The organism is Variovorax sp. HJSM1_2 (genome assembly GCF_049316285.1).
GTDB lineage: Bacteria > Pseudomonadota > Gammaproteobacteria > Burkholderiales > Burkholderiaceae_C > Rhodoferax_B.
In genome coordinates this window covers 127,478-140,924 of sequence record NZ_JBMOXA010000004.1, presented here as the reverse complement: position 1 = coordinate 140,924, position 13,447 = coordinate 127,478, and the positions used below count along the sequence as shown (strand labels likewise).

Annotated in this window: 11 protein-coding genes; 9 read left to right on the top strand and 2 right to left on the bottom strand. The window is 61.1% G+C overall.

Annotation, left to right across the window (positions count from 1 at the left end; all coding sequences use genetic code 11):
- Positions 1-4: 4 nt before the first annotated feature.
- Both coq7 and ACFQ95_RS06195 read right to left on the bottom strand, forming a co-directional pair.
- Positions 5-649, bottom strand: a complete 645-nt coding sequence (gene coq7 / locus ACFQ95_RS06200; RefSeq protein WP_422829964.1) for a 2-polyprenyl-3-methyl-6-methoxy-1,4-benzoquinone monooxygenase — start codon at positions 647-649, stop codon at positions 5-7.
- A gap of 178 nt (positions 650-827) precedes the next feature.
- Positions 828-2,087 (bottom strand): porin, encoded by a 1,260-nt coding sequence (locus ACFQ95_RS06195; protein WP_422829963.1) that lies wholly within the window; start codon positions 2,085-2,087, stop codon positions 828-830.
- Between the two features lie 476 nt (positions 2,088-2,563).
- Here ACFQ95_RS06195 and ACFQ95_RS06190 point away from each other — a divergent pair, with 476 nt between their 5' ends.
- From ACFQ95_RS06190 to ACFQ95_RS06150, 9 genes are all read left to right on the top strand, one after another.
- Positions 2,564-3,712, top strand: a complete 1,149-nt coding sequence (locus tag ACFQ95_RS06190; RefSeq protein WP_422829962.1) for a porin — start codon at positions 2,564-2,566, stop codon at positions 3,710-3,712.
- A 150-nt stretch (positions 3,713-3,862) separates the two neighbouring features.
- Positions 3,863-4,600: a DUF3047 domain-containing protein gene (locus ACFQ95_RS06185; protein WP_422829961.1), complete on the top strand. Its 738-nt coding sequence runs from the start codon at positions 3,863-3,865 to the stop codon at positions 4,598-4,600.
- Positions 4,601-4,804: 204 nt separating this feature from the next.
- The gene (locus ACFQ95_RS06180; RefSeq protein ID WP_422829960.1) at positions 4,805-5,785 is read left to right on the top strand and encodes an ABC transporter permease; all 981 of its coding nucleotides are present in this window, start codon (positions 4,805-4,807) and stop codon (positions 5,783-5,785) included.
- A 1-nt stretch (position 5,786) separates the two neighbouring features.
- Positions 5,787-7,025: a M20 aminoacylase family protein gene (locus ACFQ95_RS06175; RefSeq protein WP_422829959.1), complete on the top strand. Its 1,239-nt coding sequence runs from the start codon at positions 5,787-5,789 to the stop codon at positions 7,023-7,025.
- 37 nt (positions 7,026-7,062) lie between these two features.
- Positions 7,063-8,640, top strand: coding sequence for an ABC transporter substrate-binding protein (locus ACFQ95_RS06170; RefSeq protein WP_422830094.1), 1,578 nt, complete (start codon positions 7,063-7,065; stop codon positions 8,638-8,640).
- Positions 8,641-8,707: 67 nt separating this feature from the next.
- Positions 8,708-9,619, top strand: a complete 912-nt coding sequence (locus ACFQ95_RS06165; RefSeq protein ID WP_422829958.1) for an ABC transporter permease — start codon at positions 8,708-8,710, stop codon at positions 9,617-9,619.
- Between the two features lie 83 nt (positions 9,620-9,702).
- Positions 9,703-10,671, top strand: coding sequence for an ABC transporter ATP-binding protein (locus ACFQ95_RS06160; RefSeq protein WP_422829957.1), 969 nt, complete (start codon positions 9,703-9,705; stop codon positions 10,669-10,671).
- 32 nt (positions 10,672-10,703) lie between these two features.
- A complete protein-coding gene (locus tag ACFQ95_RS06155; RefSeq protein WP_422830093.1) occupies positions 10,704-11,726 on the top strand; it encodes an ABC transporter ATP-binding protein in 1,023 nt (340 codons plus the stop codon).
- Positions 11,727-11,834: 108 nt separating this feature from the next.
- The gene (locus ACFQ95_RS06150) at positions 11,835-13,421 is read left to right on the top strand and encodes a methyl-accepting chemotaxis protein (RefSeq protein WP_422829956.1); all 1,587 of its coding nucleotides are present in this window, start codon (positions 11,835-11,837) and stop codon (positions 13,419-13,421) included.
- Positions 13,422-13,447: the final 26 nt, after the last annotated feature.

Here is a 13,447-nt window from a genome sequence, read left to right as displayed (position 1 = left end):
CGGCTTAGATGTAATGCGCCGTGCGTGTCATCACGCGCCCGGCCGCATGCATCAATGAGCGCACCGGTTTGGGTAGCAGCACACCGCCGGCCTCTAAGGCTTCATCCGCATGGCGCGCCTCGTCATCTTTCATCTGCGCGACGATGGCGCGTGAGGCGTGGTCCGCGGGCGGCAGGCGCCGCAGATGGCTGTGCAAGTGGGCTTCGACCTGGCGTTCGGTTTCTGCCACGAAGCCTAGGCTGACCTTGTCGCCACCGAGTTTCCCCGCCAGCAGTCCCAAGCCGAAGGCGCCGGCGTAAAACAGCGGATTCAACAGGCTGGTGCGTGCGCCGAGTTCGTTCAGACGTTGGCGCGTCCAGGCGAGGTGGTCGGTTTCTTCGGCTGCGGCGTGGTCGAAATGGCGGCGCAGGGCGGGGTCCTGCGTGGCAAGCGACTGCGCCGTGTAAAGGGCCTGCGCGCAGACCTCGCCGGTATGGTTGACGCGCATCAATGCCGCAGCGTGTTTTTTTTCCGTGGCCGAAAGTGATGTGGTTTCGCTTTGTTGCGCCGGATTTTCTCGGCTGGCGTGCGGCAGTGAAAAAACGGTGCGCAGAGCACTGTCGGCCGTGCTGAGCAATTGATCGAGTGTTGGAAGGGAAGGTTTTTGCATGCCAATGGCCTCCATTTCAGATCGATGAACTGTAACGGCATTGCTGCGCGCTTAGAACCTGTTCAAGTCTTTTCGCGGTGGACAGTCCGGCCCCGCCATGCGGCCTTGCACACGGTTCTTAAAGCGCCCATAAAAAATCCCCCTTGCGGGGGAGTCAGGAGAGAGGTGAGTGAGCCGCTTAGAAGCGGTGGCGAATGCCAAAGGCAAAGCTGGTGGCATCGGTTCCAGCAGAGGCCGTGACGCCACCGACATAGCCGTTGCCGCCAGGGGCATCTTGTGACGTGTTTTTGTTGTTGAAGCGGGTCACGATGACATTCATGTCGGTACGCTTGGAGAACGCGTAACCGTAAGCCGCGCCGTAGGAAAAACGATCGGCATTAAAAGGGCGCTTGTCGTTCATGTTGTTATAGGCCACGGTCATGGTGTGTGGACCCGTCATGAAGCGGTAGCCAATTTGGTAGAGCGCTGCGTCTTGCTTGAAGCCGTTGATGTAGGCGTTCTGCACGGCGGCTGCGGCTGTGGCGCCTATCGTGCCGCTCAGCGTTGCGCCTATCGTCGACAGGCCGGTTGGGTTGTTATCTTTGATGGTGGCATAGACCGCCGACAAGGTGCCGAACTCACCGAGCTTCACATTTGCACCAGCAATCGCATTGGTCAGCGATTTGTCGCCCAATTCGTTGTTGCGGGTGTTGTAGCCACCGCCAAACGAGAACGCCGGGGTTTCATACATGGCCATCACGCCCAGCAGGCGGCTGGCCGAGGTGTTGCCGGCGACCTCGCCCAGGCCGTACATGGCCGTGGCGCTGAAGCCATCTTTCTTGATGCCGTACTGCAATGCATTGCTGACCCGGATGTCAAACGATGCTGGAATCGCCACCAGTTGGCCGAGCGCTAGGCTGGACTCGGTCTTCATCACATCAAATGCGGCGGAAGCGAGGTAGCCGGGTGTGTATTGGCGACCTGCAGTGATGGCGCCGACAGGCGTCACCAGGCCGACAAAAATTTGCCGGTCAAAAGCAGCGTTGTTCAAATTCACGCCCACACTGCTGCCGATCAGCGCCGACACGGCGTTGACGGCGGGTTGCAGCGTGGCGGGCAGTCCGAGCGATGTGGCCGAACTCAGGCGGTCGGGCAACTTGCTGCCCGAAGGTGGGCGGTTAGAGTTGTTGCCGGTGTCGGCCTCCACGCGTGCTTCCATGGTGAAGATCGAGCGGTACCCGCCACCCAGATCTTCCGAGCCGCGCAAGCCCCAGCGCGAGCCTTCCATGATCCCGCTGGAGAGCATGGTTTGTGAACCACCAGGCAGTCCGGTGACGTGGGTGATACCGGCGTCCAAGATGCCGTAAAGCGTCACGTTGTTGATCGGCGTGCCCTGGGCCATGGCAAACGAGGAAGTGCCTGCCAACATTGCCAGGGTGAGCAAATTTAATTTTTTCATAGCGTTCTTGGTTCTGTACAAACACAGGGGTTGAACAAGGTTGTGGAGGCCATCAGCGCTCGCTTCGATTTCATTTCAGTGCTGCCCGCCTTGCCTTTAAAGGTATCCGCCGGTCAGTGACGCAAATACTAGGACGCCGTGAATTCACCCAAATATGGGAATCACCCGCATGTTGCGCTTTTCACTACATGGGATTTTGTTGAATCACTTACGTGCTTGACCAATGGGGCAATCTGTTGTGACGTTTTGTGTATTTTGATGAACAAAAGTTGAGCCTCTGCGTTGCGAGCGCACAAGACTTGCGCTAGCGCTTCAACTGTTGTTTATCGTCAACAGAAAAGCCTTTTTTCGCCCTCGGTTCTGGGATTGCCGCTTGGGCTCTGGTGTAATCCAGAAAGCTTCTGAAACAAAGAGGCGGCGTCGAGGTAACGGCAGGACTGTTCACCCGGCATGTATCAATCTTTGGAGAATATTGAATGAAAAAGTCCCTCATCGCTCTGGCCGTGCTGGCAGCCTCCGGTGCAGCCATGGCGCAGTCGACCGTCACCCTGTACGGTGTGGTTGATGCGAACGTGAACGCCACCAAAAACACCGTTGTTGCCGCTAACGCTACCAACACGGCTTTGGTTACCGCTGGCCGTCCTACGCAAACTGGTGTTGGCACCGGTGGCCAAAACGGCAGCCGTTGGGGCATCCGTGTTAAGGAAGATCTGGGCGGTGGCTTGGCTGCTGTTGCCACGATCGAAGCTGGTCTGAACGCTGACACCGGCACGTCCGCTCAAGGTGGTTTGGCTTATGGCCGTCAAGTGTTTGTTGGCCTGAGCAACAGCCTGGGTACCGTGTCCTTGGGCCGTCAGTACTCCGTGTACGACGACCTGCACGGTCTGACCTCCGTTCAAGGTAACAACGACTACGACGTGTCTTTGGGTGGCATCTACAACGCCTCCAACAACGCCACGAACCAAGGTCTGTTGCAAACCGCTCGTCTGGACACCCCAGCAGGTATCGCAGCTCGCGTTACCTTGGCTAACGCTACGCTGTCCGGCGTGGGCGCATGGGTTGGTTATGCCAACTCCCGCGTTGACAACAGCATCAAGCTGCAATCCGCTAGCTTCGGTGGTTTCTCCGCTTCCGCTACCTACGGCTTCGGCGAAAACAAGAACACGACCGCCAACTCTGGCGACGCTACGTACGACGTTTCCGCTGGCCTGAAGTACGCCAACGGTCCTGTGGTTGTTGCTTTGGCTTACCAAGAAACCGAATTCGCCAACGCAACGGCTGGTGCCAACAAGCTGAAGCTGCAAAACACCTTGTTGGGTGGCTCGTTTGACGCTGGCTTCGCCAAGTTCTTCGCCAACTACAACCAAGCCAAGTTCTCTGGCCTGGACGCAGCTGACGAATACTCGCTGGGCGCATCCGTTCCATTCGGCGCTCTGACGCTGGTTGGCCAATACGCTTACTCGAAGAGCGACGACCTGGGCAAGAACCAAGGTTTCGGCGTGGAAGCCTGGTACGACCTGAGCAAGCGCACCCGCGCTTACACTTCTTACGCTCAAACGAAGAAGGAATTGCTGAACGACGACAGCAACAGCAAGTTCGCCGTTGGTATCCGTCACGCTTTCTAATTTGTTAGTTGGTCCTGTACCAACTGCAAGTTGAATGCAAAAACCACCAGTTTTCGGACTGGTGGTTTTTTTTTGCCCCAAGGACGGCGGATGACTAATTGTTTAAGACTGGCGGTTTTGTTGCCAGCGTTGTTAATGGGTTGTGCTTCGATGCAGGGGACCGATGCGCCGCAAGCGGGCTCTGGCCAGCCATCGGCTGCACCCGGAAACGCGGCTGCGCTGGAGGATTCGCCAGATGCGGATGCGCAAGAGGCGGCCACTGTCGCGGCGCTGCCGGGTTGGCAGCATGTGCCGTTCCCCGGAAAAACGGCGACCCAATTCCAGATGGTGCAACATGCAGGGCGCTCAGACGTTGTCGCGGCTTATGCGGCTTCGTCGGCCAGCATGCTGCGGCGCAAATTGCGTGTGGCGCCAGGCGATCTAGATCAGATCACCTTTTCGTGGATGGTGCCGCAGCTGAATACGGTGGCCGATATGAGCCTGCGTGACAAGGACGATGCGGTGGTGCGCGTGGTGTTGGCATTTGAGGGTGACCGCAGCCGCTTGTCGCTCAAAGACCAGATGTTGTCCGAGCTGGCCCTGACGCTGACGGGCGAAGAAATGCCCTATGCCACGCTGATGTACGTTTGGTGCAACCGCAACCAGGTCGGACACATCATCCACAGCCCGCGCACCGGGCGGATTCGTTCCATGGTGGTCGAGCACGGGCCGGCGCATTTGAACCAATGGCTGGATTACAAGCGCGACATCCGTGCCGACTACGCAGCCGCGTTCGGCGAGCCACCGGGCGCGCTGATAGGCGTTGGCATCATGACCGACACCGACAACACCCGCACGCGCAGCCGTTCCTGGTACGGTGCGGTAGAGCTGACGTCGAAAAACGATTGATCCTGGCTGGGGAATTCACGTAGAGCGAATGCACCGAAAACGCGCCTGGGGCGCGTACGATGATCGATTGTTGCAAAACACATTCAAAGAGCGCCATGCAATGGGCTGGTCCAAGCTGGATCGAAAATTGCTTGAGAGCTAAATTAGTTTGTGTTCCCCACCGATCGGGGCTTCGCGTGTTTCCTTGGAAGGATTGATCCCTCGATGCTGACGTTTATTCTGCGGCGCTTGATGCAGGCCGTGTTGGTAATGGTGGCTGTGGCGTTTATTGCCTTTCTGCTGTTTCAATACGTCGGAGATCCGGTGGTTTTCTTGCTGGGTCAGGATGCGCGGCCCGAGCAGATCCGTGAACTGCGTTCGTCCTTGGGACTGGATCGTCCGTTTTTCGTGCAGTTTTGGTTCTTCTTGGCGAATGCCGCGCAGGGTGAATTTGGCCTTAGCTTGCGTTTGGGCGCCAAGGTCTCACGCCTGATTGGTGAACGTTTTCCCGCAACGCTGGAGCTGGCCCTGGTGGCCGCGATGCTGGCACTGCTGGTGGGTGTGCCTATGGGTGTTTATGCCGCGCTGCGCCGCGGGCGCATGTTGAGCCATCTGTTCATGATGTTCTCGCTGCTCGGTGTGTCGCTACCGACTTTCCTGATCGGCATTTTGTTGATCCTGGTGTTCTCCGTTTGGCTGGGCTGGTTTCCCAGTTTCGGGCGGGGCGAAACGGTGCAGCTCGGTTGGTGGACTTCGGGCTTGTTGACGCGCGATGGCTGGGTGCACATCGTGCTGCCGGCGGTCACCTTGGCGGTGTTCCAACTGACCTTGATCATGCGTTTGGTGCGCTCTGAAATGCTGGAAGTGCTACGCACCGACTTCATCAAGTTCGCACGTGCGCGCGGCTTGCCCAGCCGCACCATCCACTTCGGCCACGCGTTGAAGAACACGCTGGTGCCGGTGCTGACCATCACGGGTTTGCAATTGGGCGGCTTGATCGCGTTTGCCATCATCACCGAAACCGTTTTCCAATGGCCCGGCATGGGCCTGTTATTCATTCAGGCGGTGACCTATGCCGATATCCCGGTGATGGCCGCGTATCTGTGTCTCATCGCCTTGGTGTTTGTGGTGATCAACCTGGTGGTTGATCTTTTGTATTTTGCAGTGGACCCACGCTTGCGCCTGGGCCGCTCTGGAGGTCATTGAAATGCAGGGAAGCACCCTGAAGGCGAATGGACGCGTGTTTGCGCACATCGCCCAGTTTTATCCTGAGTTGTCGGCCTTTAGGCGCGACTTGCATGCCCACCCCGAGCTGGGTTTTGAAGAGGTCTATACCTCTGGCCGTGTGGTGCAGGCGCTGAAGGCCTGTGGTGTGGATGAGATCCACACCGGCATTGGCAAGACCGGTGTGGTGGCGGTGATCAAGGGCCGCAGCGACACCAGCGGCAAGATGATAGGCCTGCGTGCCGACATGGATGCCCTGCCCATGACAGAGACCAATGACTTCGCCTGGAAGTCATCCAAGAACGGTCTGATGCACGGCTGCGGCCATGATGGCCACACCGCCATGCTGGTGGGGGCCGCGCGCTACCTGGCCGAGACACGCAATTTCGATGGCACGGCGGTGCTGATCTTCCAGCCCGGCGAAGAAGGCTACGCCGGCGCCAAGGAGATGATTAAGGACGGTTTGTTCGACCGCTTCCCGGTGCAGTCGGTCTACGCCATGCACAACTGGCCCGGCATGCGTCCGGGCACCGTGGGCATCAACCCCGGCGCCATGATGGCGGCGGCCGACCGCATCACCATTGAAGTGACGGGGCGCGGCGGCCACGGCGCACACGCCTACCAGACCATAGACCCGGTGTTGGCCTCGGCGCACATCATCACTGCGGTGCAAAGCATTGTGTCGCGCAACGTGCGGCCTATCGACAGCGCGGTCATCAGCATCTGCGCCGTGCAGGCGGGCGACCTGGGCGCGATGAGTGTGATTCCCGGCAAGGCCAACATGGTCGGTACGGTGCGCACCTTCAACCCATCGGTGCAAGAGATGGTGATACGGCGCTTGAACGAGGTGTGCAGCGCTGTGGCCCTGGGCTTTGGCTGCACGGCCGCGGTGCACTACGAAACCATTTACCCGGCCACCATCAATACCTCCGCCGAAGCGCTGTTTGCGGGCGATGCCGCCGAGGCCCTGGTGGGGCCGGAGAACGTGGTGCGCAATATGGAGCCCAGCATGGGCGCTGAAGACTTCTCGTTCATGCTGCAGGTCAAGCCGGGCGCGTATTTCCGCATCGGCCAGGGCGCCGAAAACGGTGTCGGCGCCTGCTACCTGCACAACAGCCGCTACGACTTCAACGACGACATCTTGCCCCTGGGTGCGGCCATGCATGCCAGCCTGGCCGAGCGCTACATGCCCTTGGCCAGCGAACTCAACCCTGATTCTTGACCCCTGTTTACCAACGACGAGAGGACTTGTGATGACGATGAGAACAAAATCCGCTGCAACCGTATTGGCTCTGGTGGGCGCACTGGCGGCGGCCGGTGTGAACGCACAAACCATCCGTGTGGCCAACCAGGGCGACGCCTTGTCGCTGGATCCACACTCGCTGAACGAGAGTCTGCAACTCAGCGTCACGGGCAACGTCTACGAACCCCTGGTGGGCCGCAACAAGGACCTGAGCCTGGCCCCGGCTCTGGCCACCAGTTGGAAACAAACTTCGCCCACGGTGTGGCGCTTTGAATTGCGCAAGGGTGTGACCTTCCATGACGGCACGCCTTTCACCGCCGACGACGTGGTGTTCTCCATGGCACGCGTCAGCGGCGAGGGCTCTGACTTGAAGAGCAACACCAACGACATCAAGGAAGTGCGCAAGGTCAACGATTTCGCCATCGACATCGAAACCCGCGAACCCTTCCCCATCCTGCCCGATGTGCTCACCACCGTCTACATGCTGAGCAAGAAGTGGTGCGAAACCAATAACGCCACCAAGCCGGTAGACCGCCGCAAGGGCATTGAAAACACCGCCTCGTTCAAGGCCAACGGCACCGGCCCGTTCCGCGTGCGTGAACGCCAGCCGAATGTGCGCACCACCTTCTCACGCAATGCCACCTACTGGGGCAAGATCGAAGGCAATGTGCAGGATGTGGTCTTCACCCCCATAGGCAACGACGCCACGCGTGTGGCCGCGCTGCTCTCGGGCGAGGTGGATGTGATGGAGCCCGTACCGGTGCAAGACATTGCGCGCGTCAACTCCAGCCCCAATACCAAGGCCGTGACCGGCCCCGAACTGCGCACCATCTTTCTGGGCATGGACCAAAAACGCGATGAACTGCTCTACTCCAGCGTGAAGGGCAAGAACCCGTTCAAGGACAAGCGTGTACGCCAGGCCTTCTACCAGGCCATAGACATCGATGGCATCCAGAAGACGGTGATGCGCGGCGCCTCCAACAACACCGCGTTGATGGTTGGCCCGGGCATCAACGGTTTCCTGCCCGAGCAGAACAAACGCCTGCCGTATGACGCGGAAGCCGCCAAGAAACTGTTGGCGGACGCGGGTTATCCCGCGGGCTTTGAAGTCACCATGAACTGCCCGAATGACCGTTATGTGAACGACGCACGCATCTGCCAGGCCGTGGCCGCCAACCTGGCGCGTATCAACGTCAAGGTCAACCTGCAAGCCGAAACCAAGGGCACTTATTTCCCCAAGATACTGCGCCGCGACACCAGCTTCTATCTGCTGGGCTGGACCCCGACCACCTACGACGCGCACAACGCACTGAATGCGCTGATGGTCTGCCCGGACGACAAGGGCGCTGGCCAGTTCAACCTGGGCGCCTACTGCAACCCCAAGCTGGACGAGTTGACCAAGAAGATCCAGTCGGAAACCGACAAGACCAAGCGCAGCGCCATGATCAAAGAGGCGTTTGACATCCACACCGCCGACGTGGGCCACCTGCCGCTGCACCAGCAGGCGCTGGCCTGGGGTGTGAGCAAGAAGATCACGCTGGTGCAACTGGCCGACAACTACATGCCGTTCAAGTGGATGAGCATCAACAAATAAGCCGTTTCATCAACCTGTCTCCTGAACTGTCCGGCGGCGCAGTGGGGCTGCGCGCCGGACCCCTACGATGAAAAAGCTTCTTGCAAACTGGCTCGACGGTGACGTGGGCTATAGCTTTCGGCATTCGCCGGTGGCCATAGGCTCGGCCCTGGTGGCTTTTATCTGTATTTTTGCGGCGGTGTTTGCCAACTGGGTGGCGCCGCACAACCCCTTTGATCTGAGTTTGCTGGAACTCAATGACGCCCGCCTGCCGCCGGTCTGGCAAGAGGGTGGCAGCAGCAAATACCTGCTGGGCACCGACGACCAGGGCCGCGACATCCTCTCCACGCTGATGTATGGCGCGCGTATCTCCCTGGTGGTGGGTGGTGCCTCGGTGGTGTTGTCGGCTCTGGTCGGCGTCACGGCCGGCCTGGTGGCCGGCTTCAAAGGCGGCTGGGTCGACACCGCGCTGATGCGGCTGTGTGATGTGATGCTGTCGTTCCCGCCGATTCTGGTCGCCTTGTTGATGGCCGGGGTAGGGCGTGCCTTGTTCCCCAATGCCGACACCGCCGTGGCCTTTGGTGTGTTGATCTTCTCGATCTCGCTGACCAAATGGGTGGACTACGCACGCACCGTGCGCGGCTCCACGCTGGTCGAACGCAACAAGGAATACGTGCAGGCCGCACGCATCACGGGTGTGGCGCCGCTGCGCATCCTGCGCCGCCACATCCTGCCCAACGTCATGGGGCCGGTCACGGTGCTGGCCACGGTGCAGGTGGCCACGGCCATCATCACCGAGGCGACCTTGTCGTTCCTGGGTGTGGGTGTGCCGGTCACCTCGCCTTCGCTGGGCAGCCTGATCCGCATTGGCAACGACTACATGTTTTCGGGTGAGTGGTGGATCACGCTGTTCCCCGGCCTGATGCTGGTCCTGATTGTGCTGAGCGTGAACCTGCTGGGCGACTGGCTGCGCGATGCGCTGAATCCGCGTTTGAATTGATTGAAGTATTTGCTATGCATTAAGTAGCTGCTTACGCATATCCCCTATGCGTAACCGGCCTGTTTTATAAAGATCGCCATACGATGACGCTGCTGCAAGTACAGAACCTGATCGTTGAATTCCCCGGGCGGCGTGGCACTTTGCGTGCGCTCGACCAGGTGTCGTTCGACATTGCGCCCGGCGAAATCCTGGGTGTGGTGGGCGAATCCGGTGCGGGCAAGTCACTCACCGGCGCGGCCATCATAGGCCTGCTCGAACCACCGGGCCGTATCGCCGGTGGGCAGATCCTGCTGGAGGGGCAACGCATAGACCAGCTCGACGCCGAGGCCATGCGCCACATCCGTGGCCGGCACATTGGCGCCATCTTCCAGGACCCGATGACCTCGCTCAACCCGCTCTACACCGTGGGCCGGCAGTTGACCGAAACCATACTCGCGCACCTGCCGGTGACCAAGGCCGAGGCGCGCCGGCGCGCGATTGATCTGCTCAAAGATACCGGCATTCCCGCGCCCGAACAGCGCATAGACCACTACCCGCACCAGTTCTCCGGCGGCATGCGCCAGCGCGTGGTGATTGCGCTGGCGCTGGCGGCCGAGCCCAAACTCATCGTCGCCGACGAACCCACCACCGCGCTGGATGTGTCCATACAGGCGCAGATCATCACGTTGCTGAAAAAGGTCTGCCGCGAGCGCGGTGCGGCGGTGATGCTGATCACCCACGACATGGGCGTGATCGCCGAAACCTGCGACCGTGTGGCCGTGATGTATGCCGGCCGTGTGGCCGAAATCGGCCCGGTGCACGAGGTCATCAACCACCCCGCGCACCCCTACACCGCCGGCCTGATGGCCGCCATTCCCGACCCTATGGAAGACCGCGAGATGCTCAACCAGATCGATGGCAGCATGCCGCGCCTGAACGCCATTCCCACCGGCTGTGCTTTCCACCCACGCTGCCCACAAGTGTTTGACCGCTGCCATGTGCAGCGCCCCGATTTGCTGGACGCCGGCCCTACACGTGCCGCTTGCTGGCTGAGCCAGGAGGCCACGGTATGAGCGCCGTCGCCGAAAGTGTGCTGCCCCAGCCTATGCCTCAGCCCGTGGCCCAGCCTGCAAGCGCTGCCCCGTTGGTTCAGGTGCGTGACCTGGCCATGACCTTCGACGTCTCCGCGCCCTGGCTCAACCGCGTGCTCGAGCGCAGGCCACGCCAGTTACTCAAGGCGGTGGACGGTGTGAGCTTCGACATCCCCAAGGGCAAAACCCTGTCGCTGGTGGGCGAGTCGGGCTGTGGCAAAAGCACCGTGGCGCGCCTGCTGCTGGGTTTGTACACGCCCACACGCGGCAGCTTCACCTTTGACGGGCAGGACGCACATGCGGCCTTCAACACACCCGCAGGCAATCTGCTGCGCCGCCGGGTGCAAATGATTTTCCAGGACCCCTACGCCAGCCTGAACCCGCGCTGGACGGTGGAGGCCATCGTTGGTGAACCCCTGTCGGAGCACGGCCTGATCACCGACCCCGGCGCGCTGCGCCAGCGTGTGGCCGAGTTGCTGGTGCAGGTGGGATTGGCCGAGGGCGACCGCAGCAAGTACCCGCACCAGTTTTCTGGCGGCCAACGCCAACGCATCTCCATTGCCCGCGCGCTGGCCACCGAACCCGAGTTTCTGGTGTGTGACGAGCCGACCTCGGCGCTCGACGTCTCGGTGCAGGCGCAGGTGCTCAACATCATGAAGGCGCTGCAGAAGAAGCGCGACCTGAGCTATTTGTTCATCTCGCACAATCTTGCCGTGGTGCGGCATGTCAGCGATTTTGTCGGCGTGATGTACCTCGGGCGGCTCATCGAAGTGGCCGACAAGGCCACGCTGTTCGCCGCGCCGCGCCACCCTTACACACGCATGCTGCTGGACGCCATTCCCAAGATGCATGCCACGGGCCGCGCGCGTACGCCGGTGCAGGGCGAAGTGCCCAATCCGCTGAACCCGCCCAGCGGCTGCGCCTTCAACCCGCGTTGCCCCTTGGCCAATGAGCGCTGCCGCAGTGAACGCCCGGTGTTGCACAACGCTGGCACAACCCAGGTGGCCTGCCACGCCGTGCAAGAGGGACGGGGCTAGGGCCCGCACAGTTTTAGCGCCGCTTTGACAGCTAGCTGTCTGCTTGTCATCAGAAGCGGTTAAGGTTGTGTCTATTTGTATATTGCGCCACCCCATTGGCTTCGCATCATGAAAAAACTATTTGAGCGCATGCGTCTGGCACCACGCTTGGCCTTGTGCTTTGCCTTGGTGATCCTGGTGACCTCGGTCGCTGCGGGCATTGGTGTCTGGCGCCTGCACCGGCTGCAGGATATTGCCGACGATCTGGGCGGGAACTCCGCGCAGCGCGCACTGCTGGCGCGCGAACTCCATGCCATCGTGGTGCTGAGTTCCATGCGTGCCGAGACCCTGTTGCTCATAGACAACCCGGGCTTTGCCACACGCATCAACGACGACCGCAAGGCCACTTCGGCTCGATCCGAAGTGGTGCGCAAGTCCTTGGAAGACCTGGCCGATACCGACAAGACCCGGGAATTGTTTAAACAGATCGATGCCACGGGCGACAAATTCCGCGCCGCGCGCAACGACCTGGTCAAGCGCAAGGAGCAGGGCCAGCCGATCTCCGATGACGCCATACGCAGCGTGCTGCGACCGGCCGCCGATGGTTATGCCCAGGCCGTGGATGCGCTGGCCGAGTACCAGAAACAACGTGTGGCTGAAGCCCGCGCCGCTGCCGACGCTAGCGAAAAAGAGGGCATCTCGTTGCTGGTTGGCGGCTCCGTGCTGGGGCTGCTGCTGAGTGTCTGGCTGGCCTGGTCCTTGTCACGCTCCATCCTGTCGCCGCTGGGCGAGGCCTCGCAACTCGCCGGCCGGGTGGCCGGTGGCGACCTCACCACGCCGCGTGTACGCGACGCCGGCCGCGACGAAGTGCAAACCCTGGTGGCCGATCTGGGCAGCATGCAGGACAAGCTTGCCGAAGTGGTGCTGAGTGTGCAGTCGGCCAGCGAATCGATACGCACCGCCAGCTCGGAGATCGCCTCGGGCAACCAGGATCTGTCGCTGCGCACCGAGCAAACCGCTTCCAGCCTGGAGGAGACCTCGGCCAGCATGGAAACCTTGACCGCCACCGTGCGCCAAAGCGCCGACTCGGCACGCGAGGCCGATGCCCTGGCGACCACCGCCTCCGGCGTGGCCGGGCGCGGCGGCGAGGTCGTGGCGCGTGTGGTCGCCACCATGGACGATATTGCCGCCTCGTCGGCCAAGATCGCCGACATCACCGGCGTCATCGACGGCATTGCCTTCCAGACCAACATCCTGGCCCTGAACGCGGCGGTGGAAGCCGCGCGCGCGGGTGAACAAGGCCGAGGCTTTGCGGTGGTGGCGAGCGAAGTGCGCAGCCTGGCGCAACGCTCGGCGCAGGCCGCCAAAGAAATCAAGGAGCTCATAGGCGCCAGCGCCGAGAAGGTGCAGTCGGGCTCGGCCCTGGTGCGCGACGCCGGCAGCACCATGAGCGAAATCGTCACCGCCGTGCAGCGTGTGAGCGGCATCATCCGCGACATCAGCGCCGCCGCCGGCGAGCAGAGCGACGACATCGCACAGGTCAACCAGGCCGTCACCCAACTCGACCAGATGACGCAGCAAAACGCCGCGCTGGTGGAGCAGGCAGCGGCGGCAGCCGACAGCTTGAAGACACAGGCATTGCGCCTGTCGGAAGTGGTCGGCACCTTTCAACTGCCCGGCGGCGGATCGAATCTGCCGCGCCTCAGCCGCTACTAATGCCACGGGGACTGAACTGCGGTTCA